The sequence below is a fragment of the Amorphus suaedae genome, assembly GCF_053629675.1.
This window is the reverse complement of record NZ_JBRJIT010000002.1, coordinates 1,037,946-1,059,493: the sequence shown is the minus strand read 5'-3', so window position 1 is coordinate 1,059,493 and position 21,548 is coordinate 1,037,946. Positions and strand designations below refer to the sequence as shown.

The 21,548-nt window shown below is 69.4% G+C and carries 24 protein-coding genes; 10 read left to right on the top strand and 14 right to left on the bottom strand.

Annotated features, from left to right (window positions below; genetic code table 11):
- Positions 1–119: 119 nt before the first annotated feature.
- Entirely contained in the window at positions 120–386 is a 267-nt protein-coding gene (locus AB7M35_RS18595) for a hypothetical protein (RefSeq protein ID WP_453961913.1), read from the bottom strand.
- A gap of 192 nt (positions 387–578) precedes the next feature.
- On the opposite strand from AB7M35_RS18595, the gene AB7M35_RS18590 reads away from it, so the two are divergent.
- Both AB7M35_RS18590 and AB7M35_RS18585 read left to right on the top strand, forming a co-directional pair.
- The gene (locus tag AB7M35_RS18590; protein ID WP_453961912.1) at positions 579–1,184 is read left to right on the top strand and encodes a TetR/AcrR family transcriptional regulator; all 606 of its coding nucleotides are present in this window, start codon (positions 579–581) and stop codon (positions 1,182–1,184) included.
- Complete coding sequence (locus tag AB7M35_RS18585; RefSeq protein WP_453961911.1) at positions 1,181–1,678, top strand: GNAT family N-acetyltransferase; 498 nt, start codon at positions 1,181–1,183, stop codon at positions 1,676–1,678. The genes AB7M35_RS18590 and AB7M35_RS18585 overlap by 4 nt, the downstream gene beginning before the upstream one ends.
- 190 nt (positions 1,679–1,868) lie before the next feature.
- Here AB7M35_RS18585 and AB7M35_RS18580 read toward each other — a convergent pair whose 3' ends face one another.
- Positions 1,869–3,263, bottom strand: a complete 1,395-nt coding sequence (locus tag AB7M35_RS18580; RefSeq protein WP_453961910.1) for an MFS transporter — start codon at positions 3,261–3,263, stop codon at positions 1,869–1,871.
- Positions 3,264–3,574: 311 nt separating this feature from the next.
- Here AB7M35_RS18580 and AB7M35_RS18575 point away from each other — a divergent pair, with 311 nt between their 5' ends.
- Entirely contained in the window at positions 3,575–4,423 is an 849-nt protein-coding gene (locus tag AB7M35_RS18575) for a universal stress protein (RefSeq protein ID WP_453961909.1), read from the top strand.
- A gap of 93 nt (positions 4,424–4,516) precedes the next feature.
- Here the strand turns inward: AB7M35_RS18575 and AB7M35_RS18570 are convergent, their stop codons facing one another.
- The 8 genes from AB7M35_RS18570 to AB7M35_RS18535 all read right to left on the bottom strand — a co-directional run bounded on the left by AB7M35_RS18570 (position 4,517) and on the right by AB7M35_RS18535 (position 12,450).
- Complete coding sequence (locus AB7M35_RS18570; RefSeq protein WP_453961908.1) at positions 4,517–5,515, bottom strand: Ldh family oxidoreductase; 999 nt, start codon at positions 5,513–5,515, stop codon at positions 4,517–4,519.
- On the bottom strand, positions 5,512–6,447 hold the full coding sequence (locus AB7M35_RS18565) for a hydroxyacid dehydrogenase (RefSeq protein ID WP_453961907.1): 936 nt from the start codon (positions 6,445–6,447) through the stop codon (positions 5,512–5,514). Before AB7M35_RS18565 ends, AB7M35_RS18570 begins: the two co-directional genes overlap by 4 nt.
- A 2-nt stretch (positions 6,448–6,449) precedes the next feature.
- Complete coding sequence (locus AB7M35_RS18560) at positions 6,450–7,622, bottom strand: mandelate racemase/muconate lactonizing enzyme family protein (RefSeq protein ID WP_453961906.1); 1,173 nt, start codon at positions 7,620–7,622, stop codon at positions 6,450–6,452.
- 24 nt (positions 7,623–7,646) lie between these two features.
- Positions 7,647–8,120, bottom strand: coding sequence for a tripartite tricarboxylate transporter TctB family protein (locus AB7M35_RS18555; RefSeq protein WP_453961905.1), 474 nt, complete (start codon positions 8,118–8,120; stop codon positions 7,647–7,649).
- On the bottom strand, positions 8,110–9,612 hold the full coding sequence (locus AB7M35_RS18550) for a tripartite tricarboxylate transporter permease (RefSeq protein WP_453961904.1): 1,503 nt from the start codon (positions 9,610–9,612) through the stop codon (positions 8,110–8,112). Before AB7M35_RS18550 ends, AB7M35_RS18555 begins: the two co-directional genes overlap by 11 nt.
- Before the next feature lie 197 nt (positions 9,613–9,809).
- Positions 9,810–10,772: a Bug family tripartite tricarboxylate transporter substrate binding protein gene (locus AB7M35_RS18545; RefSeq protein WP_453961903.1), complete on the bottom strand. Its 963-nt coding sequence runs from the start codon at positions 10,770–10,772 to the stop codon at positions 9,810–9,812.
- 195 nt (positions 10,773–10,967) lie between these two features.
- Positions 10,968–12,149, bottom strand: coding sequence for a UxaA family hydrolase (locus AB7M35_RS18540; RefSeq protein ID WP_453961902.1), 1,182 nt, complete (start codon positions 12,147–12,149; stop codon positions 10,968–10,970).
- A 13-nt stretch (positions 12,150–12,162) separates the two neighbouring features.
- Positions 12,163–12,450: a UxaA family hydrolase gene (locus tag AB7M35_RS18535; protein WP_453961901.1), complete on the bottom strand. Its 288-nt coding sequence runs from the start codon at positions 12,448–12,450 to the stop codon at positions 12,163–12,165.
- A gap of 101 nt (positions 12,451–12,551) precedes the next feature.
- Here AB7M35_RS18535 and AB7M35_RS18530 point away from each other — a divergent pair, with 101 nt between their 5' ends.
- The 3 genes from AB7M35_RS18530 to AB7M35_RS18520 all read left to right on the top strand — a co-directional run bounded on the left by AB7M35_RS18530 (position 12,552) and on the right by AB7M35_RS18520 (position 14,436).
- Positions 12,552–13,319, top strand: coding sequence for a GntR family transcriptional regulator (locus tag AB7M35_RS18530; protein WP_453961900.1), 768 nt, complete (start codon positions 12,552–12,554; stop codon positions 13,317–13,319).
- A gap of 97 nt (positions 13,320–13,416) precedes the next feature.
- Positions 13,417–13,848, top strand: coding sequence for an OsmC family protein (locus AB7M35_RS18525; RefSeq protein ID WP_453961899.1), 432 nt, complete (start codon positions 13,417–13,419; stop codon positions 13,846–13,848).
- 150 nt (positions 13,849–13,998) lie between these two features.
- On the top strand, positions 13,999–14,436 hold the full coding sequence (locus tag AB7M35_RS18520) for an RrF2 family transcriptional regulator (RefSeq protein ID WP_453961898.1): 438 nt from the start codon (positions 13,999–14,001) through the stop codon (positions 14,434–14,436).
- Here the strand turns inward: AB7M35_RS18520 and AB7M35_RS18515 are convergent.
- The 4 genes from AB7M35_RS18515 to hemP are packed head-to-tail and all read right to left on the bottom strand — an operon-like array spanning position 14,385 to position 17,445.
- Positions 14,385–15,212 (bottom strand): heme ABC transporter ATP-binding protein, encoded by an 828-nt coding sequence (locus AB7M35_RS18515; RefSeq protein WP_453961897.1) that lies wholly within the window; start codon positions 15,210–15,212, stop codon positions 14,385–14,387. The genes AB7M35_RS18520 and AB7M35_RS18515 overlap by 52 nt on opposite strands.
- Positions 15,213–15,216: 4 nt before the next feature.
- Entirely contained in the window at positions 15,217–16,302 is a 1,086-nt protein-coding gene (locus tag AB7M35_RS18510; protein WP_453962568.1) for a FecCD family ABC transporter permease, read from the bottom strand.
- Positions 16,303–16,307: 5 nt separating this feature from the next.
- Positions 16,308–17,276: a heme/hemin ABC transporter substrate-binding protein gene (locus tag AB7M35_RS18505; protein WP_453961896.1), complete on the bottom strand. Its 969-nt coding sequence runs from the start codon at positions 17,274–17,276 to the stop codon at positions 16,308–16,310.
- A 16-nt stretch (positions 17,277–17,292) separates the two neighbouring features.
- Positions 17,293–17,445: a hemin uptake protein HemP gene (hemP, locus tag AB7M35_RS18500; RefSeq protein WP_453961895.1), complete on the bottom strand. Its 153-nt coding sequence runs from the start codon at positions 17,443–17,445 to the stop codon at positions 17,293–17,295.
- Between the two features lie 325 nt (positions 17,446–17,770).
- On the opposite strand from hemP, the gene AB7M35_RS18495 reads away from it, so the two are divergent.
- The 4 genes from AB7M35_RS18495 (at position 17,771) to exbD (ending at position 21,547) form a co-directional block, all read left to right on the top strand.
- Complete coding sequence (locus AB7M35_RS18495; protein WP_453961894.1) at positions 17,771–19,795, top strand: TonB-dependent hemoglobin/transferrin/lactoferrin family receptor; 2,025 nt, start codon at positions 17,771–17,773, stop codon at positions 19,793–19,795.
- A 15-nt stretch (positions 19,796–19,810) separates the two neighbouring features.
- Positions 19,811–20,137, top strand: a complete 327-nt coding sequence (locus AB7M35_RS18490; RefSeq protein WP_453961893.1) for an antibiotic biosynthesis monooxygenase family protein — start codon at positions 19,811–19,813, stop codon at positions 20,135–20,137.
- A 195-nt stretch (positions 20,138–20,332) separates the two neighbouring features.
- Complete coding sequence (gene exbB / locus AB7M35_RS18485) at positions 20,333–21,070, top strand: tonB-system energizer ExbB (protein WP_453961892.1); 738 nt, start codon at positions 20,333–20,335, stop codon at positions 21,068–21,070.
- Positions 21,071–21,082: 12 nt separating this feature from the next.
- Positions 21,083–21,547: a TonB system transport protein ExbD gene (gene exbD / locus AB7M35_RS18480; RefSeq protein ID WP_453961891.1), complete on the top strand. Its 465-nt coding sequence runs from the start codon at positions 21,083–21,085 to the stop codon at positions 21,545–21,547.
- The last annotated feature ends 1 nt before the right edge of the window (position 21,548 follow it).

Below are 21,548 nucleotides of genomic sequence, written 5' to 3'. Positions count from 1 at the left end.
GGAGCCGCGCGTCCCGGTCCCACGACGGACGAATCTTCCCAGCGCACGGCCCGCGACAGAGGCGCGATAAATCGAAATTCACCCCGCATCGTGTGAACGCGGCCGGCCGCCGGCTCCCGTCACGGCAGGGGATCGGCCGGCGGAAACCGGTCTTCGGGGACCTCCGGCTCGCGCCTGCGGAACAGCGGATCCAAGCCCAGCCGCAGCAGGAAGATCGCCGGCAGCGCCAGGATCGCGACCACCCGCACGACCGGGTTGTTCCAGTCCGCGCCCTGGTCGGCGAGCACCATCAGCCCCACCACCAGCGGCCAGGCGATCACCGTCCAGATCAATGCGCGCCTGGCGCGCCCCGAGGATTTCACCCGTTTGGCCTCTTTGTCGTCCATGCCGGTACACTCGCAACAAAATGGGCGCGTTCAAAGGCTCGATTGGGGAAATCTTCCGGCCGGCCCATTCGCCCGGCGCCGCCAATCCCGACCTCCCCTCCTTAGGCCCGCCACTGAGCCAGTCCCAGCAAGAGGTACTGCTCACCCTAGCGAATCTAGACGAGACGTATCGTCTCGTTTAAGATCGCTGGCATGAGCGAAGCCGCCGCCCCCCGTCCCCGCCGCTCGACGGCCAGACACCGCAGGATCCTCGATGCGGCGACGGCGTGCGTCGTCCGCGACGGCTACGCCGCGACCACCATCGAGGCCGTTGCGGCCGCCGCGGGCGCCGGCAAGCAGACGATCTATCGCTGGTGGCCCACCAAGGCGGCCCTCTACGTCGAGGTCTACACGGACATCGTCAGCCGCGAGGCGCTGACGGCCCCCGCCGCCGGCCCGGCTATCGACCGGCTGACGGCGATGCTGCGGCAGCTGTTCCGCCTCTACCGGGAGACGCCGGCCGGCGCGATCCTCGCCGGCCTCGTCGGCGCCTCGCCGGCGGACCCGACGACGCGCGAGGCGGTGGCCGAGGGGCTGGTGCTCGGCCGCGCCGACCTGGTGGGCGCGATCGTCGAGACGGCCGTCGCGCACGGAGAGATCCGGGGCTCCGCCGCGGTTGCCAACGAAATCGTCGTGGCGGTGGTCTGGAAGCGGCTGGCGATGGACCCGGACAGCCTGACCGACGCCTTTGCCGGCCGGCTCGCCGCCATCGCGATCGCGGCAGCGGAGGCCGATTCGCACCCGGAGGATCCGATATGACCGACGCGGTCGTTTTCGACGGCTACCGCCCGGGGGCGATCGGCGCCGCCCTCGCCCTCCACATGGACTACTACGGTCCGCACTGGACCTTCGGGGCTCCATTCGAGGCGACGCTTGCCTGCGAGCTCGGCGCGTTCATCGCCCGGTTCGACGCCGGCCGCGACCTCTTCCTCACCGCTTTCGACGCCTCGGGAACGCTCATCGGCACGATCACCGTGGACGGGCTGGACGCCGCCGGCGAGGGCGCGCGGGTGCGGTGGTTCGTCGTCGCGTCCCCGGCGCGCGGCAGCGGACTCGGCAAACGGCTGATGGAGCGCGCGATGCGCTTCGTCGACGACCGTGGCTACGCCCGGACCTATCTGACCACCTTCGCCGGGCTGGACGCCGCGCGCGCCCTCTATGAGCGGCACGGCTTCCGCCTGGTCTCCGAAACCGATGCAGATCCGTGGACCGGCACGCGGCGCATCCAGCGCTTCGAGCGCAACACGGGATAACGACGTCCACGGTCGACCCGCCGGAGGCGGTCATGCTCGGCTACTTCTGGCTTCACGATCCCCGACACCGCGCCGTCGTCCATCGCGCCCACGGCCTGCACGGGCGGGCGCTGCGGTCGCTGGCGCATCGGCTCTTCCGCCTCGGTCGTGGATAGGCCTGCCCGGCAGTCCCCCCTGTCCGGCGCGCGCCTCAGATCCGGCGCAGCGGCAGCGTCCAGGCGAGGTACATGGCGATCGTCCCGAAGCAGGCGATGCACAGGAAGGCGTTGCGGAAGGCCAGGTCCAGCCCGTCGCGGATCGCCGCCTGCTGCGGCCCCGGCAGGTTCGCCAGCGCCTCGGGGCCCGCCTGGACGAGGCTCGCGAACGCCGCCGCCGCCTCCGCATTGGTCAGGGCGAGGGAGGTGAACAGCACGACGCCCACCAGCGCCGTGCCCACCGCCGCCCCCAGCGAGCGCGAGAACTGCACGGTCGCCGCCCCCGCGCCGAGCTGCTTGGCGCCGGCGCCGAGCTGCACCGTCAGCTGCACCACGCCCATCACCGTGCCCATGCTGAGGGCCAGGAAGCCGAACACCACGGCGATCTGGTTGGTGCCGAGATGCGGCGCGGCGAAGGAGATGAAGATCAGGATCGCGACGGCCACCGTCAGCCCGCAGGACGGGAAGATCGCGGTCATGCCCGTGCGGCCGACGATCCGTCCGGTGACCAGCGAGCCGAGGCCGATGCCGGCGGTCAGCGGCAGCAGCAGCAGGCCCGTCTCCGCCGCCGACGCGCCGTGGGCGACCCGGTAGAAGAACGGCAGGTAGGTGATCAGCGCCACCAGCATGCCGCCATGGCACGCCGCCAGCGCGTCGCAGCGCCAGACCGCCGGGTTGCCCATCAGCGGCAGCGGCAGCAGCGGCGAGGAGGCGCGCCGCTCGCGCCGGAACAGGAACACCACCGAGGCGATGGCGGCGGCCAGAAGCACCGCCTGCCAGAACCACTGGCCGACGAACAGGCCCTGCACCTGTTCCAGCATGATCAGCACGCAGCTGATGAAGGCGGCGAACCAGAACAGCCCCATCCCGTCGAAGCGGAACGATTCGCCGGACCCCGGACGTTTCGGCAGCTTCAGCGCCAGCAGAACCGCGAGCGCGCCGAGCGGCAGGTTGATCAGGAACACCGACTGCCAGCCGAAATGCTCGGTCAGGACGCCGCCCGCGACCGGCCCGAAGGTGCTCGACGTCACCGCGACGGTGGCGATGTAGCCCTGGTAGCGGGCGCGCTCGCGCGGCGTGACCGTCTCGCCGACGAGCGCCTGCGACAGCGTCATCAGGCCGCCGCCACCGATCCCCTGCAGGATGCGGCCGAAGGTCAGCATCTCGATGGAGATGGATAGCGCACAGACGATGGAGGCGACGATGTAGACCGCCAGCGCCACGAACATCAGGCGCCGGCGGCCGAGAACGTCGCCGAGGCGGCCGTAGACCGGCGCGGCGATCGTCGCCGCCACCAGATAGGAAACCACCACCCAGGACAGCCGGTCGACCTCGCCGAACGAGGTCGCGATGGCCGGCAGCGCGGTCGCCACGATTGTCTGATCGACCACCGCGAGAAAGATCGGCAGAATGATCGAGGGAAACACCGTCAAAAAGCCGCTACGCTGCGGGGGTCCGGCTTCGGAGGGGGATTCGTGCTCGGACGTGGACATCGCAGGCGGGACTTTCGAAAAATTCTGAGGGGAAAAATGCAGGCAGGGTCGACGAAGAGAGGCGCTTTAGAGCACGGGTGGAGCGGATTGTTCCACCACGCCGCCCAACATGGGTCCAACTCTATGACGATTTTGCAGATTGGGAACGTCCCGCAGTTCCATTCGGCTCCGAAATGCGCCAGTCGGGCATCCAGTTTCGGGGAGAGCGCATGAAAACCATCCTGGTACCCGTCGAGCCGCACGATGCCAGCGGCCGGCTTCTCTCACTCGCGGCCAAGATGGCGGTGAAGTTCGATGCGGTGGTCACCGGCTTCGCGCTGCGCCGGCCGCACATCGCCGCGATCGGATGGGACCCGGCGAGCGTCGCCATCGTCACCGATCCGGACTGGGACGACCAGCGGTCGGAAACCGAGGCCCATGCGCTGTTCGACCGGGTGATGGCCGAGGCCGGCCTCGCCCGGGCCGAGATGCCCGGCGCCCCGGTCGGCAGCGGCGCGCGCTTCCGCTGGCACACGGAACCGGCGAGCGGCGACGAATTTCTCGGGTCGTTCGGCCGGGCCTTCGATCTCACCCTCGTCGGCCAGCCCAGCGCCAAGGCGGCGGGCAGTTCGATCACCTCGCTGGAGGCCGCCCTGTTCGACAGCGGCGGACCCATCATGGTGGTGCCGCAGGCGCCGGTGGAGGCGTTCGGCGCGACGGTCGGGATCGTCTGGAACGGATCGAGCGAGACCGCCCGCACCATCGCCTTCGCCAAGCCGCTGATGCGGCTCGCGAGCCGCGCGGTGGTGTTCGCCGACGACGGCGGGCTCGGCCATCGCCCCGGCGGAGAGCGGATCCAGCGGCGGCTGGCGGAGAACGGCATCGCCTCCGAGCTGAAGCTCCTGCCCGACGGCAAGATCCGCTCCGGCGAGACGATCCTGGCCGAGGCGAAGGCCTTCGGCTGCGACCTGCTCGTCAAGGGGGCCTACACCCAGAGCCGGCTGCGGCAGATGATCTTCGGCGGCGCCACGCGCTACCTGATCGCCGAATCGCCGATGCCGGTGTTCATGGCGCACTAGAGGCGCGTTCGATCGGGTGGCCACAGCCGATCGGACCACGAGACGCCCTGCGCTCCGCCACTGCGGCGGAACCGCTTGGCGCGCCGTCCGGCGTCAGACGGCGCCGAACTTGGCGATCATCGCGGCCGGCAGCGCGATCCCGTCGCGCCGGGCCTTTTCGCGGTTGGCGAAGCGGCGGCGGCCGGGAAGCCGGGCGCCCTCCTGGCCCTCGATCATGCCGGCGAGCGCGGCCATGCGCCGGGCAAACCCGTCGCCGCCGAACGCCGGCGGCGAGAACGCCAGGATCAGCTGCCCGGTGCCGGGAGGCGCGCCCTCCGCATCGAAGAAGTTGGTCGCCTCGCTCGCGAAGTTCGCGCCGGTGAGGCCGGCGGCGAGGATTTCCACGACCAGCGCCAGCGCCGCGCCCTTGGCATCGCCCATGGCGACCATGGTGCCCTTCAGCGCCGCCTCCGGATCGGTGGTCGGCGCGCCGTCCGGGCCGAGCGCCCAGCCCTCCGGGATCGGCTTGCCCTCCTGCTTCGCCTTCATGATGTTGCCGCGCGCCACCTTCGACAGCGACAGGTCGACCACCAGCGGCTCGGCGCCCTCGACCGGCACCGCGAAGGCGATCGGGTTGGTGCCGAACAGCGGCTTCGACCCGCCCCATGGCGCGATCGCCTCGGGCGTGTTGGCGAACATCAGCCCGACCAGCCCGTAGCGGGCGAGCCGCTCCACGTGGTGCCCCGCCGCGCCGCAGTGGTGCGAGCGGCGAATGCCGGCGGCCGCCACGCCGGTCTTCGGCGTCAGCGCCTCGAGTTCGGTCAGCGCCACGTCGATCGCCGGATAGGCGAAGCCGTTGGCGCCGTCGACGGCGATCGCCGCGGCCGCCCGGTGATCTACCGTCGGCGTCGCCTGGCCGTCGACCTTGCCGGATGCCGCCTGGGCGGAATAGCTGTCGAGGCGCGAAAGGCCGTGGCCCTTCAGCCCGTCGGCTTCCGCCATCACCAGCGCATCCGCCACCAGGGCGGCGTTGTCCGCGCTGGTGCGATGCGCCTCGAGGACGCGGGCGACGTAGGCGCGGGCCACTTCGAGGCTGACGGTGGTGTCGCTCATCGGCCGGTCTCCAGTGCCTTCAGCACGCTTTCGGCGGTCATCCAGCTCACCCGCACGTTCGCCTCGTCGGTGACGCCGGCGATGTGCGGCGTCAGGATCAGGTTCGGGCAGCCGGCGAAGACGCCGCCCTTGGCCGCGTCGAGTGGCTCGCCGGCGAACACGTCCAGCGCCGCGCCGGCAAGCCGGCCGTCCTTCAGGGCGGCGGCCAGGGCCGGCTCGTCGACGACGCCGCCACGGGCGGTGTTGATCAGGATCGCCGTGTCCTTCATCGCCGTGATGGTCTTTTCCCCGAACAGGTTGCGCGTCGCATCGGAGAGCGGGATGTGCAGGCTGACGACGTCGGCGCGCGCCGCCAGCTCGTCGAGCGCCGCCACCCGCTCGGTCCCCTGCCAGGCCGGGTCGCTCTCCGCCACGAACGGGTCGAATGCGGCGACCACCATGCCGAACGCCTTGGCGCGGACCGCCACTTCGCGGGCGATGCCGCCGAAGCCGACCAGCCCCATCGTGCGTCCGTAGAGTTCGCCGCCGACGAGCTCAGCCCGCGGCCATTCCCCGGCGACGAGGCGCTCGGTCGAGGTGTAGGAGCCGCGCACCAGCACGAGCGCCGTGGCCATCACGTATTCGGCCACCGCGACCGCGTTGGCCCCGGTCGCCGGGAACACCTTCACGCCGCGCGCCTTGCAGGCTTCGGTGTCGATGTTGTCGAGGCCGACGCCGAGGCGGCCGACCGCCTCCAGCTTCGGCGCTGCGGCCAGCATCTCCGCCGTCACCTGGGTGCGGTTGCGCACGATGATCGCCCGCGCATCGGCGAGCAGTGCGGGGATCTCCGCCTGCCGGTCGGCCAGCGACGGGTCGTGATGGACGGACACGCGCTTGCGCAGAAGGTCCACGGCGGGCGTGTCCATGAACTCGGTAATGACGACGTCGGCCATGATCAGTCGATCTCCAGAATGTCGCGCAGATGGGCATGGAGGACGCGCTTCAGCTCGATGCCGATGCCCGGCGTGTCGTGCAGGGTGGCGCGGCCGTCGCGGATCTCGCTGTCGTCGGCGAAGCCGCCGAACGGATGGAACACGCCGGGATAGGACTCCGATCCGCCGAGCCCGAGGCCGGCGGCCATGTTGAGGGCGAACTGGTGGCCGCCGTGTGGGATGAAGCGCCGCCGCGACCAGCCCATCTGGTCGACCACGTCGAGCACGTTCAGATACTCCGACAGGCCGTAGGAGAGCGCCGGGTCGAGCTGGATCCAGTCGCGGTCCGGCCGCATGCCGCCGTAGCGCAGCAGGTTGCGCAGGTCCTGGTGGGAGAACAGGTTCTCGCCGGTGGCGATGGGGCCCGGATAGTGCTCGGAAAGCGCGGCGTTCAGCGCGAAGTCGAGCGGATCGCCGGCCTCCTCGTACCAGAACAGGCCATAGGGGGCGACGCCCTTGCCGTAGGCGAGCGCCGTCTCCAGGTCGAACCGGCCGTTGGCGTCGACCGCCAGGTTGTGGCCGCCGCCGACCACCTCGAGCACCGCCTCGATCCGCTTCAGGTCGTCGGCGAGCGGCGCGCCGCCGATCTTCATCTTGACGATCGAATAGCCGGCATCCTGGTAGCCACGCATCTCGTCCTGCAGCGCGTCCAGCCCCTTGCCGGGGTAGTAGTAGCCGCCGCCCGGATAGACCATCACCGTCTCGTCGGCCTTGCCGCCAGAGTAGCGGTCGGCGAGCAGGCGCCACAGCGGCTGCCCGGCCTGCTTGGCCACCACGTCCCACACGGCCATGTCGAGGGCACCGGCGGCAACCGCCCGGTCACCGTGGCCGCCCGGCTTCTCGTTGGTCAGCGCCGTGCGGGACACCTTGATCGCGTCGAGGTTCGAACCGGTCTCGTCGAGCAGGCTCTCCGGCGCCGCCTCCATGATGCGCGGAATGAACCGCTCGCGCAGGATGCCGCCCTGGGCGTAGCGGCCGTTGGAGGAGAAGCCGAAGCCGACGAGCGGCTTGCCGTCCAGCATCTGGTCGGTGATCACCGCGACCACGCTGACGGTCATCTTGTCGAAGCTGATGTACGCGTTGGAGATCGCCGATTCGATCGACGCCGTCCGCTCGCGGATGTCCACAATACGCATAAGCCTGCCCGATGAGTTGCTGGTTCAGAAGAGGCGTGCTTCCGGCAGCGGCACCTGCAGGCCGTAGCGGAAGAGCGCGAAGAAGCCGCCGACGATGACGATGCCGATGACCGGATAGAGGATCATCGTCCGCGGCGTCCACGGATCGTGCATGGCGACGACAATCAGGCAGAGGAAGGCGATGATCCCCGATGCCAGGAAGCCGATCCATGGCATGGCGATCACCGAGAGCAGCATGACGGCGACGAGCGCCACCCGGCGCGGGGTCGAGCCGCCCTTCTCCCGCAGCGTGCGCGGCCCCCGCACCAGCGCGTAGATCAGGTAGCCGAGCGAGGAGAGCACCAGGCCGCTCGCCACCGCCCGCGGAAACACCGCGGAATCGATGTCGGCGTAGCCGGTGGTGTCGTAGAGCGCGATGACACCGACCACGATGAACACCGCGGCGGCGGCCATGCCGCCGATGTCGCGGGAATTGGTCTGGGGTGCGTCAGTCTGCATTTTTCGCCCTCCGGCGCGCGGCCCGGCCCTGCAGCAGCGGCAGGAACAGCGAGAACAGCGTGAACAGGATGATGCCGAGCGAGATCGGTCGGCCGAAGAACATGCTCCACAGGTCGCCGGTCGCCGATCCGATCGTCCACGCCTGCACGAAGCCCTGCTCCGCGATCGGCCCCAGGATGATGCCCAGCACGATCGGCGAGGCGGCGATGCCCACCCGGCCCAGCACCCAGCCGATCGAGCCGAGCGAGATCATGACGATCACGTCGGAGACGGAGTTGCGGATCGCGTAGGAGCCGATGATCGTCATGAAGGCGACCGACGGCACCAGCAGCGCCTTCGGCAGCGTCACCACGGTCTTGTAGGCGTAGCGGCCGATCAACAGCCCGACGGGCAGCATCAGAAGCGTCGCCAGGAACAGGCCGTAGATGAAGGTGTAGACGATCGAGCTCTGGGTCTCGAACAGCTGCGGGCCGGTGCGCACGCCCTGCACCAGCAGCGCGCCGAGGATGACCGCGTCCGGCGGCGTGCCGGGAATGCCGAGCACCAGGGTCGGGATCAGACCGCCGCCGACGGTGGCGTTGTTGGCCGATTCCGTTGCGATGATGCCGCCCGGCTCGCCGCTGCCGTACTTCTGGCCGGGCCTCGCCGACCGGCGGGCCTCGGCGTAAGCGACCAGGCCGGCGACCGATCCGCCGGCACCTGGAAGGATGCCGACGACGGTGCCGATGATGGAGCTGCGCACCAGGTTGATCTTCTCGCGCCAGACGATCGGCATGGCGTCCGTCAGCCGGAAGCCGCGCTGCTCCGCCTCGACCTTCAGGTGGCGGTCGGGGGTGGCGACGAGATCGATCAGCACGGGAATGCAGTAGAGGCCGATCAGCGCCGAGACCACCTCGATGCCGCCGATCATCGTCTGGCTGCCGAAGGTCAGCCGCACGTCGGCGCTGATCTCGGCGACGCCGACGCAGGAAAGCAGCAGCCCGAAGCAGGCGCCGATGAGCCCCTTGGCGAGCGCCCCCTCCGACAGCGCCGCGATCAGCGACAGCCCGAAGATCGCCAGCCAGAAATACTCCACCGGCCCGAAGGCGAGCGCCACTTCCGACAGCGGCGGCGACAGCGTCAGCAGGAACAGCGCGCCGACCAGGCCGCCGACCACGCTGGCCAGGCACGCGAGCGTGACCGCCAGGTCGCCGTCGCCGCGCTTGGCCATCGGGTACCCGTCGAAGGTGGTGCCGATCGCCGACGGCGTGCCGGGGGTGTTCAGCAGGATCGCCGAATAGGCGCCGCCGTAGATGGCGCCGGTATAGATCGCGCCCAGCAGGATGAGCGCGGATGCGGGGGGCATGGTGAACGTCAGCGGTACCAGGACCGCGACCGCCATCGTCGCGGTCAGTCCCGGGATCGACCCGATGATCGTCCCGGCTGCAACGCCGCCCAGTGCCAGCAGCACGTTGGTCAGCGTCAGCGCCTGCGCCAGGTGCTCTCCGAGCATCGCGGCCTCGTTCCTGGATCGTGCCGGCGCTGCGGGCGGTGCCCGGCGCGGCGACGATGATCGATCTGAAAAGCGGAAGCGTCAGGGCGGGGGCACGGATGCCCGGGCCGGTCGCGGGACCCGGTCGGGTTGGGGACCGGATCCTCCCGGCAGCGGCGAGCCGCCGCCGGGAGGCCCTTACAGGGTCGAGCGGGTACCTAGTTGAGAATGCCGGCCGACTTGCCGGCCTTCACGTACTCGTCCTCGCGCGCCTTCATGAAGGCGGGCACGTCCTTGTAGGGCACGTCCATCAGCGCGAAGCCGCCGTCGAGCATCTGCTGCTGGAACTTGGGATCGGCGTTGATCTCGCCGATCATGTCCGACCACTTCTGGCGCAGCTCTTCCGGCGTGGACTTCGGCACGGCGATGCCGCGATAGGCGCCGCCGACGAGGTCGAAGCCGAGTTCCTTGAAAGTCGGCACGTCCGGGAACGACGGGTGGCGCTTGTCCATGGCAACCGCCAGCATGCGCACCTTGTCGCCCTGCTGGGCGCCCACGGTGGTGTAGCCCCATTCGGCCTTGACCTGGTCGCCGAGCATCGCGGTCACCGCGGCGCCGGTGCCCTTGAACGGCACGTAGGTGGTCTTGATACCCGCCATGTCGTCGAAGCGCACGGACGCGAGATGGTTCGCGGTGCCCTTGCCGGAGCCGGAGAAGGTGACCTGGCCGGGGTTTTCCTTGGCGTAGTCGATCAGGTCCTGCAGCGTCTTGAAGTCGCTGTCGGCGGGCACGACGATCGCGTCCGGCGTGTAGTGGAACCAGTAGATGCCGACGACGTCGTCGGTGGTGTAGCCGACGTCCTTCTGGGCCGGCTGGATCACGATATGCGGCAGGTTGATACCCATGATCGTGTAGCCGTCGCCGTTGTAGGAGTTGAGCTGCGACCAGCCCACGGCGCCGCCGCCGCCGGGCTTGTAGGAGACGACCAGATCCTGGCCGAACATGTCCTTGAAGAAGGGCTGCTGCAGGCGCGCCGAAATGTCGGACTCACCGCCCGGACCGAACGGGATGACGTAGTCGACGGCCTTGTCGGGGAAATCCTGGGCCTGGGCCATGCCCGAGGCACCGGCAAGGAAGGCCAGCGCGAGGCCGGCCCCGAGCAGGCGACGTGAATTCTTCATGATAGCTCCTCCCAGAGACGATTGATGTGGACGTGTTCTTAGCGTGCCCCTCGCGGCGGTTCGCCGAAGGGTGTGCCTTTGTTGCCCCTTTTTGGGGAATATGCCTATCGCGGCTACCCGCTAGGGTGGCAACAGGATTGCCGTACGGCAACAGCAAAGCGCCCGGGCCGTTGCCGGCCCGGGCGTGATGGTCGATCAGGCGCTCCGATAGAGCTTGGTCATGACGAACTCGCGGTGGCCGAGGGCCTCCGCCGCCGTCGAGCGTCCGTTGGACGTCCGCACGACCATGTCGATGAGCGAGTCGCCGGCGTCGGAGATGGTCATCTCGCGGCGCAGGACCCCCGACACGTCGACGTCGACGTGCTCGGACATGGTGCGGATGGTACGCGGGTTGGCGGTGATCTTGATCACCGGCACGATCGGGTTGCCGATGACGTTGCCCTGCCCGGTCGGGAAGGTGTGCACCACGTAGCCGGCCGCCCCCATCAGGGTCACGCACTCGGCGGCGGCCGAGGAGGTGTCCATGAAGTAGAGGCCGGGACCCTTGGCCGGCGCCTCGGCCGGCTCCAGGACGTCGATGTAGCTGCACTCCCGGCCGATCTTCTCCAGATTGCCGAGGGCCTTCTCCTCGATGGTGGTCAGGCCACCCTCGATGTTGCCCTTGGTCGGCTGGGATTCCGACAGGTCGCTCGTCTTGAACGGCTCGATCACGTCGTCCATGTAGGCCTGCCAGGTGGCCTTGAACTTCTTCGCCGCTTCAGGATTTGCCGCGCGCGCCTCGCACAGATGCTCCGCGCCGGTCAGCTCCGAGGTCTCGCCGAAGCAGCCGTAGATGCCGTGCGGCATCAGCTTGTCGTACATGTTGCCGACCGTCGGGCAGGAGCCGAGACCGGTCGTCGTGTCGGACTCGCCGCACTTGGTCGAGATCCACAGATCGGAAACGGAGCACGTCTCACGCTGCAGCTCGGTCGCCCAGTGGACGAAGTCCTTCGCCGCGCGGGAGGCGTTCATGATCGTCTTCAGGTCGCCGTTCTGCTCGATCGAGAACGCCGCCACCGGCTTGCCGGTCTTGGCGATGCCGTCGGCGATCACCTGGGTCCAGCCCGGCTCGATGCCGATGACCACCACGGCGGCCACGTTCGGGTTGGCGCCGGTGCCGATCATCGTGCGGAAATGCAGGTCCAGGTCCTCGCCGAACTGCAGCCGCCCGTAGGCGTGCGGCAGCGCCAGCGTGCCCTTGATGTTGTTCGCCACCGCCTCGCAGGCGGCGTTCGAGATGTCGTCCACCGGCAGGATGACCACGTGATTGCGGACGCCGACGCGGCCGTTCTCGCGGCGGTAGCCCTGAAAGGTAAGCTCGTCGTATGCGGTTGCCATCGAACTCGCCTCCCTACCAGCGCTTCGTCTTCAGATTGTGCACGTGGACGTGACCGCCTTCTTCGACGTCCTGCACGATCTTCCCGATGTCCTGACCATATTTGGTCGCCGTGTCGCCGGCCTTGAGCGCCTTGAGCGCGATCTTGTGGCCGATCGGCACGTCGTGTTTCGCCGTGAGGTGGAAGTCCGAATTGTCCTCGGTCACGACACACAGCATGTCGGTCCCGGCTTTGAGATCCTCGATGACCACAACGCCGACGTTGTCGGCCTTGTCATGCACCAGGAGGTGCGGAACGCTCATCCCGTTTCAACTCCCCGTAATATGGTATAGCCTGCTTCAGCAGGTCTTATATAAGACATAAGATACGAGAGCGGTTGTCAATGGCGTCCGGAGAGAGATTCATGAAGGGGGCTGCGAAAGCCGGATCGGCCGTCGCGGAACTGCCGGTTTCCGAGGACCCGCCGGGCTTCCGCCCGCTCTACAAGCAGGTGCGCGATATCCTGACGCGCCGGCTCTCGGAGGGCGTCTGGGCGCCCGGCGCGATGCTGCCGAGCGAACAGGAGCTGGCCGGCTCGCTGGCCGTCAGCCAGGGCACCGTCCGCAAGGCGCTGGATGCCATGGCGGCGGAAAACCTCATCGTCCGGCGCCAGGGTCGCGGCACCTTCGTCGCCCAGCAGGACGACGAACGCGTGCTGTTCCACTTCTTCCGCCTCACCGGCGACGACGGCAGCCACGTGTTTCCCGAAAGCGAGGTCGAATCGGTCCGCATCGAGAAGGCGAGCGCGGAGGAGACCGAGCGCCTGGCGCTTGCGGCCGGCGACGGTGTCGTCCGCATCCAGCGCACCCGCAGCCTCGGCGGCCGCCCAGTCATCGCCGAGCGCCTCAGCCTGCCGGCCGCCCGCTTTCCGGGCCTGGAGACGCGCAAGGACCTGCCGAACAACCTCTACGGCCTGTTCGCCCACGACTACGGGGTGAGCATCGCCCGGGCTTCGGAAAGGCTGAAGGCCGTCTCCGTCGACCGGGACGCCGCGGCCCGGCTGCACCTGGCCGAAGGCGCGCCGGTGCTGGCCATCGAGCGGCTGGCATTCTCGGTGCTCGGCGACCCGGTGGAGTGGCGCATGAGCCTCTGCGCCACCGACGGGTTCCACTACGACCTCGAGATGCGCTGACCACCGTTCCTGACCGGCCGCCATTGAAGGTGGCGGCGGAGACGACATCTAGCCTCAATGGGTGGCAAATCCGCCCCCCGACACGAAAGGCATCTCCATGACGATCAATCGCACGGCTTCAGCCAAGTGGTCCGGCGGCCTCAAGGACGGCCGCGGGTCGATCTCCACCCAGAGTGGCGCGCTGAAGGACCAGCCCTACGGCTTCAAGACGCGATTCGAAGGCGAGCCGGGCACGAATCCGGAGGAACTCCTGGGCGCCGCCCATGCCGGCTGCTTCACGATGGCGCTTTCCCTCGTCCTCGGCGAGGCCGGGCTCACCGCCGACGAGATGCAGACGACCGCCAAGGTATCCCTCGACCAGGTCGACGGCGGCTTCGCCATCACCGCGGTGCAGCTGACCCTGAAGGCGAAAATTCCCGGCGCGGACGACGCCACCTTCCAGAAGCTTGCGAAGGCGGCGAAGGAAAATTGCCCACTTTCCAAGGTCATCAAGGCCGACATCAGCCTCGACGCCACCCTCGAGAGCTGACGCGCGCCGTGCCGGACGGGTGTCCGGCCGCTGCCCATCGGGGCCGCGGCCGGATATTCCCCGGCTCCAATGCAAAGTCTTTCGGCTGCGTTGTCGACCGGACGCCTTTGATCGACTAGACTCATGGCTGCGACACGCGCGAAGGCCCTCATGCGACTTTCACAACAGACCAACAACGCCATTCGCATTCTCGTCTGGTGCGGCCGCCATCATCCCGACCTGACGCCGATCACCGAGATCGCAAGGCTCGCCGGGATTCCCGAGGCCTATGCCTTCAAGCTCGTCAACCTTCTGACGAAGACCAACCTCGTCGCCACGGTGCGCGGGCGGAGCGGCGGCGTGCGTCTGGCATGCGAGCCATCCGAGATCTCGATCGGCGCGGCGGTGCGCGCCCTCGAATCGTTCGAGACCCGCGACACCACCACCGACGGAATCATGCCGCTGATGGACGGCGCGTGGGAGGCCTTCCTCACCCACCTCGACAGTCACCTGCTCACCGATTTCATCGACGGCCAGTCCGTCTCGCTGGTGCAGCCTCAGACCGACGACGCCACCACTTCCGCGTCGTCCAAGCGCACCGCCGTCTGAGGCAGCACGAACGGCACCTTCCCATCGGGCAGCGCCCCCGGCGACAACCCCACCCGGAACACGTCCGCCAGCATCCTCGCCGTCACGACGTCCTGCGGCGCCCCCTCGGCGTAGAGGTGTCCCCTCGAAAGCACCAGGAGCCGGTCCGCCCAGGCGGCGGCCAGGTTGATGTCGTGCAGGATCGCCACCACCGCGCCGCCGCGCCGCGCGTGATCGGAGGCCACCTGCAGGATCGCCAGCTGCTGGGCCAGGTCCTGGCTCGCCGTCGGCTCATCGAGGAACAGGATCGGCATCGGCCCCTGGATCTCGCAGGCCCACAGCTGGCACAGCACCCGCGCCAGCTGGGCGCGTTGCTTCTCGCCGCCCGACAGCGTGTCGAAGGTCGCCTCGGCGAGGTCGGAGAGCCCCACCGCCGACAGGGCGCGGTCGACGAGGCGTGCCTGCGCGCCGCGATCGAGCGGAAACGCCGGCACCGTGAGGCCCAGCGCCGCCACCTCGCGCACCATGAACGGAAACGTCAGCACCGAGGCCTGGGGCAGCACCGCCCGCCGGCGCGCCAGGGCCGACCTCGGGATCGACGCCAGGTCGGCGCCGTCGAGCAGCACGCGGCCGGTATCGGCCGCGGTCTCGCCCGTGAGCACCTTCAGTAGCGTCGACTTGCCGGCACCGTTCGGCCCGAGGATCGCGATCCGGTCGCCCGGCGCAACGTCGAGCGAGACGTTCTCCACCAGCCAGCGGCCGCCGCGGCGGACGCCGATCGTCTCTGCCTTCAGCATGGCGTCACCCGAGCCCGCCCCGCCGGCGCACCAGCAGCCAGATGAAGAACGGCGCGCCGATGAGCGCCGTGAGGATGCCGATGGGCAGTTCCGCCGGCGCCACGATCACCCGCGCCACCGAATCGGCCAGGAGCAGCAGCGCCCCGCCCAGCAGCGCGCTTCCCGGCAGCACGTAGCGGTGGTCCGGTCCGATGACGAGGCGGATGACGTGGGGCACCACGATGCCGACGAAGCCGATCACGCCGGAGACGGCCACCGCCGCCCCCACCGCGCAGGCGACCGCCACCATGGCGATGCGCTTCGCCGTCTCGGTCGACACGCCCAGGTGGCCGGCCTCCTCCTCGCCGAGCAGGAAGGCGTTGAGGACGCGGGTCAGGTAGGGGATCGCCAGGGTCGTCGCCAGCAGGAACGGCAGCGTCGCGGCGATCTTCGGCCACGAGGCCCCGCCGATGCTGCCCAGCATCCAGAAGTTCAGGTCGCGCAGCGCCCGGTCGTCGCTGCCGAAGATGATGATGCCGACGAGCGCCTGGGTCAGCGCGCCCACCGCGATTCCGGCGAGCAGCAGCGTCGCGATCGACGTGTAGCCGCCCCGCGTCGCCAGCCGGTAGAGCACAGCGGTCGCCAGCAGGCCGCCGACGAAGGCGCAGGCGGGAACCGCGAAGTCGCCCAGCAGTGCCACCACCGGCGCCAGCAGCCCGTTGCCCAGCGCGATCACCGAGACCGCCGCCAGAGCCGCGGCGCTGGAAACGCCGATCAGGCCGGGATCGGCGAGCGGGTTGCGGAACAGGCCCTGCATCACCGCCCCCGACACCGCCAGCGCGCCGCCGACCAGCAGCCCCAGCACGGTGCGCGGCAGGCGGATCTCCAGCAGCACCAGCCGCTCGCGGATCTCGGCCGGCGTCGCCGCTTCGTGGCCGTTCCAAACTGCGGCCAGCACCCGTGGCAGGGCATCCAGCGAAATCCCGGTGGCGCCGAGCGAGAGCGACAGCACGACGGTGGCGGCCAGCACCACCGCCGCGCCGCCGATCACCAGCCCGCCCGACGGACGCCGCCGGCGCGGGAGCGCGGCCGGCAGGCGCTCCGTCGCCACGGCCGTCACGGACGAGGTCCCGCCGCGTCGCCGGCGAGATCGGGATAGAGCGTCCGCGCCAGCTCCATCGCCGCCACCGGCGTGCGCGGCCCGAACCCGAGCAGGAACTGGCCTTCCATGCGGATGACGTTGCCCGCCTCGGCGGCGGGCGTCAGGCGGAACGCCGGCTCGGAGAGAATGTCGGCGCTGTGCGCGGCCGTGCTTTCCATCATCAGCAGCGCGTCGGGCGCCGCTTCCAGCACCGCCTCGTCGCTGATCGGCTTGTAGCCCTCGATCCCGCCCGCGGCGTTCTCGGCGCCGGCGAGCGCGATGATGGCGTCGGCCGCCGTGTCGGCGCCGGCGACCAGCGGGCGCCCGCTCTGCATCGACATCACGAACAGCACGCGCTTCGGCGTGCGGATCTGCTCCCTCAGGCGCGCGAGGTCGTCGAAGCCCGCGTCGACCGAGGCGGCCAGGCGCCCGGCCTCCGCCTCGCGGCAGACGACCTGCCCCAGGAAGCGGATGCGGTCGGACACGGCGGCGGCCGAGGCCTCGTCCGACACCGTGACGAATGGCACCGATGCCCGCTTCAGGACGTCGATCGCGTCCTGGGGGCCGGCCGCCTCCGAGACCAGCAGCAGGCTCGGCGACATCGACAGCACCCCCTCGGCGGAGAGCGCGCGCATGTAGCCGACGTTGGGCTTCTCGGCCAGCGCGGCCGGCGGGAACGTGCTGGTGGTGTCGACCGCGACGATCTTCCCGTCCAGGCCGAGATCGTAGAGGATTTCGGTGATCGCGCCGCCGATGGCGACGATCCGGCCGGTGTCGAGCGCGCCGTCCCCGGGGGCCGCGCAGGCGGGAAGCGTCGTCACCTCCCCGGCCCGGGCGGGCGCCTGACCCGCGAGCATCGCCAGCGCGGCGAGCCCAGCGACGGCTGCCGGCATCGCGCCACGCCGGGAGATGGTCTTGGCGGAAGTCCTCGGTCGTTCGGTCATCGCTTCACCGCACTCGCTACTTCGTCAGGATCAGGCGCCGGCGCGCGGTGATCCGCAGCCGGTAGACGTCGCCATCGAGCTCGATGAGCGCCTCGCCGCCCTCTCCGCAGAGCTCCTCGACGCGCCACTTCGGCGGTGCACCCCGGCTCGCGGGCGCGGACCCGGCCATGGGGCGCACCGCTTCGTCGCCGCTGTCGCTGGACCACCGATCTGGCACTATGGAACCCTTCCAAGTTGTTGCTTCTTCGACACATTTTGCCACAACCGCAATCTGTGCGCGGGCTAATTGTTGACTCACTTAGTCCATATTCATACGGTCCGCAACGCGTTGCAGTTCGGAACGATTTGCAACTGCAGACGGGCAAGCCAGCAATCGCGAACCAGCGCTCAAGCCAGCCAGCCGGATGGAAAAAAGACCACTTCAGCAGAAGGGCTGGCCGATGGCACTCGGGCTTACGAGGAGCGCGCTCCTTGCCTCCGCATCCGTATTCGTGATGACGGGACTTGCGCATGCGCAGGACGCGATCGTCCTGGATACGATCACCGTCACCACCACCACGGCGACCCGGACCGAGACGGCGCCGTACGACGCCCTGTCCGGCTCGACCGTGGTCGACCGGGATACGCTTGAAACCGAATTCGCGCCGAGCCGCGTGTCCGATGTCCTCGACACGCTTCCGGGCGTATGGACCGACGAGAACGCCGACGATCCGGCGACCGCCATCAACATCCGCGGCCTGCAGGACTTCGGCCGCGTCAACGTGATGATCGACGGCGCCCGGCAGAACTTCCAGCGTTCGGGCCACAACGCCAACGGCATGTTCTACATCGACCCGGAGATGATCCGCGCGGTGGACGTGACCCGGGGCCCGGTGTCGACCATCTACGGGTCGGGCGCCATCGGCGGCGTCGTCGACTTCCGCACCCTCACCGCCGACGACGTGCTCAAGCCGGGCGAGACCGTCGCCGGTCGCCTGAAGGGCCGCTACGAGACCAACAGCACCGGCGTGAACGGCCATGCCGAGGTGGCCGCCCGCGTCGGCCAGGCCTTCGACGCCGTCGCCGCCGGCACCTGGGCCAGCTACGGCGACTACACCGACGGCGCCGGCAACGAGATCGTCAACTCCGGCTACGACCTCAAGAGCGGCCTGTTCGAGGCGCGCGCCCGGCCCGCCGACGGCCACGAGATCACCGCCACCGGCATCCTCTACAACGCCACCTACGACCAGGGCGACGACACGGTCTACGACACCGACACGACCACCGAGACCTACCGCCTGAAGTACCGCTACCAGCGGCCGGAGGACCGGTTCTTCGACCTGTCGGCCCAGGTCTACTACACCTCCACCACCACCGATCAGACCATCGTCGACGTGGCCAACTACTTCCCGCGGCCGAGCCTCGGGTCGGAGCGCGAGTTCAAGATCGAGACGACCGGCGTCGACGTCTTCAACACCTCGCGCGTCGTTCTCGGCCAGACCCACCACGCCATCACCTACGGTGCCGACGCCTTCCGCGACCAGGTGAAGACCGGCGACCCGGATCCGTTCTCCAGCGGCGACGAGTTCACCCCGCCCGGCGAGCGCAACGTCTACGGCACCTACATCCAGGACCAGATGACCGTCGGCATCCTCGATATCATCGGGGCGCTGCGCTACGACGCCTACGACCTCGACGGACAGGGCACCACGAGCTCCGGCGACCATCTCTCGCCGCGCATCACGGTCGGCCTGACCCCGGTCGAGTGGATCACCGTCTTCGGAACGTTCGCCGAGGCCTACCGCGCTCCGTCGCTCACCGAGACCACCTGGACCGGCACCCACCCGCCCGTCGGCGGCGCCCCGCCGTTCGAGTTCCTGCCCAACGCCGACCTGCGGGCCGAGACGGCCCACAACCTGGAAGGCGGCGTGAACTTCCGCTTCGACGACGTGATCCGCGACGGCGACCGCATCCGCGCCCGGGTGCTCGGCTACTACAACCAGGTCGACGACTACATCGGCGCGGTGGTGGTGCCGTACTCCCGTCGGCCGGGCGCCGCGTGCTCCAGCCCGCCCTTCTGCTACCAGTACGAGAACATCAGCCAGGCCAATCTCTGGGGCTTCGAGGCCGGCATCGACTACGACGCCGGGCGCTGGTTCGCCGGCCTGTCCGGAACCATCTCGCGCGGCACCGACGCGGAGACGGGCAACGACCTCGACACCATCCCGCCGGACCGACTGATCCTGTCGGGCGGCTTCCGCGCGCTGTCGCAGAAGCTGACCGCCGGCGGCCGCCTCAGCCTCGTCTCCGACCAGGAGGACGTCTCGCCCGGCCTCGAGTCGGACGCCTACGCGGTGCTCGACCTCTACGCCAAATACGATGTGGACGACCGCCTCTCGGTCGGTCTCAATATCGACAACGTCTTCGACACGTATTATCAGCCGTTCCTGGATGCGGAAGCTGCTCCGGGCCTGAACGCTAAGCTTACCCTTGACTTGCGCCTCGGCGGCAACCTCAACAAGTCATCCCGGACTTATTAGAAGGATTCTTAAATAATGTTTATCGCGATGAACCGCTTCAAGGTCTTGCCGGAGGAGGCGGCCGCCTTCGAACAGGTCTGGCTCGGACGCGAAGTCCATCTCGACCAGGAGCCGGGCTTCGTCGAGTTTCACCTCCTGAAGGGCCCCGAGCGCGAGGATCACGTGCTCTACTCCTCGCATACGGTCTGGGAATCCCGCGAGGCCTTCGAGGCCTGGACGCGCTCCCAGTCGTTCCGGGACGCCCACAAGACCGCCGGCGACCGCAAGTCCCTCTATCTCGGGCATCCCGAGTTCGAGGGCTTCGAGGTCCTGCAGACGGTGGCGCCGCGCGTCGGCGCCTGACCGTCGTTCCCTTGCTTTCGCCGGCCGCCGGATCGCCTCCACGATCCGGGCCGGCGGGGGCGGACGTGTGCCGGCGGAGACCCTGACCCTCCGCCGGCGCCGCTTTTTTTCCAATGATCCGGCCGCCCCGGTCAGGGACGCCCCTGCCCGCCGGCGGCCGGCTCCGGTTTCGACACGCACAAGGTCTGAAGGCTCATGGACGCGACACTGCTATCTCAGGCGGAAGGGCTGTTCTCCGGCGGAGAGCTGCCGCACGATCTGAGCCCCATCGGCATGTTCCTGGCGGCCGACATCGTGGTGAAGGCCGTGATGGTCGGGCTGGTTGTCGCCTTTCTCGTCACGTGGACCGTCTGCCTCTTCAAGACGCTGGAGCTCGCCGGCGCCCTCGCCCGCACGCGCCGCGCGCTCGGGCATGTCGCCGCCGCCCGCACGCTCGCGGACGCCCGCCGGCAGGTCGGCGAACGCGGCACCGTGGCCCGCCTGCTCGCCGCCGCCGAGGAAGAACTGCACCAGTCGGAGGGCCTGGCCGCCCCCGGTATCAAGGAGCGGGCGGAGAGCCGGCTCGTGCGACTGGAGGCCGCCGCCGCCCGGCGCATCACCCAGGGCACCGGCGTGCTCGCCACGATCGGCTCGACGGCCCCCTTCGTCGGCCTGTTCGGCACCGTCTGGGGCATCATGAACGCCTTCATCGGCATCTCAGAGGCGCAGACCACGAACCTCGCCGTCGTCGCGCCCGGCATCGCCGAGGCGCTGCTCGCCACCGCCCTCGGCCTGGTGGCCGCCATTCCGGCGGTGGTGATCTACAACCACTTCTCGCGCCGGATCGCCGCCTATCGCGCCCTCCTCGGCGATGCGTCGGCCGCCATTCTCCGGCTGCTCGGCCGCGATCTCGATCGCGCGCCGTCGAGCGCCTTCGCCGTCGCGGCCGAATAGGAGGCACGCGCCATGGCGATCCGCCCGACCGACGGCGACGAGCTGCAGGAAAGCCACGAGATCAACGTCACGCCGTTCATCGACGTGATGCTGGTGCTGCTCATCATCTTCATGGTGGCGGCGCCGCTTTCCACGGTCGACGTGGGCGTCGACCTGCCGACCTCCAACGCCGAGAAGACGCCGCGCCCCGACAAGCCGGTCATCCTCACCCTGCGCGAGGACCGCTCGCTCTATCTCGGCAACGACCCGATCTCCGCGGACGCGCTGGCGACCCGTCTCGACGCCGCCACCGAGGGCGACCGCGAGGTCCGCATCTTCCTGCGCGCCGACCGGATGCTGCGCTACGAGGACGTGATCGGCGCGATGAACACGTTGCGGAGCGCCGGCTACCTGAAGATCGCGCTCGTCGGCCTCGATTCCATCGAACCGGGCGACAGGCCGGGCGACGCCCCGCCGGCGGCCGCCGGGCAGGAGTGAC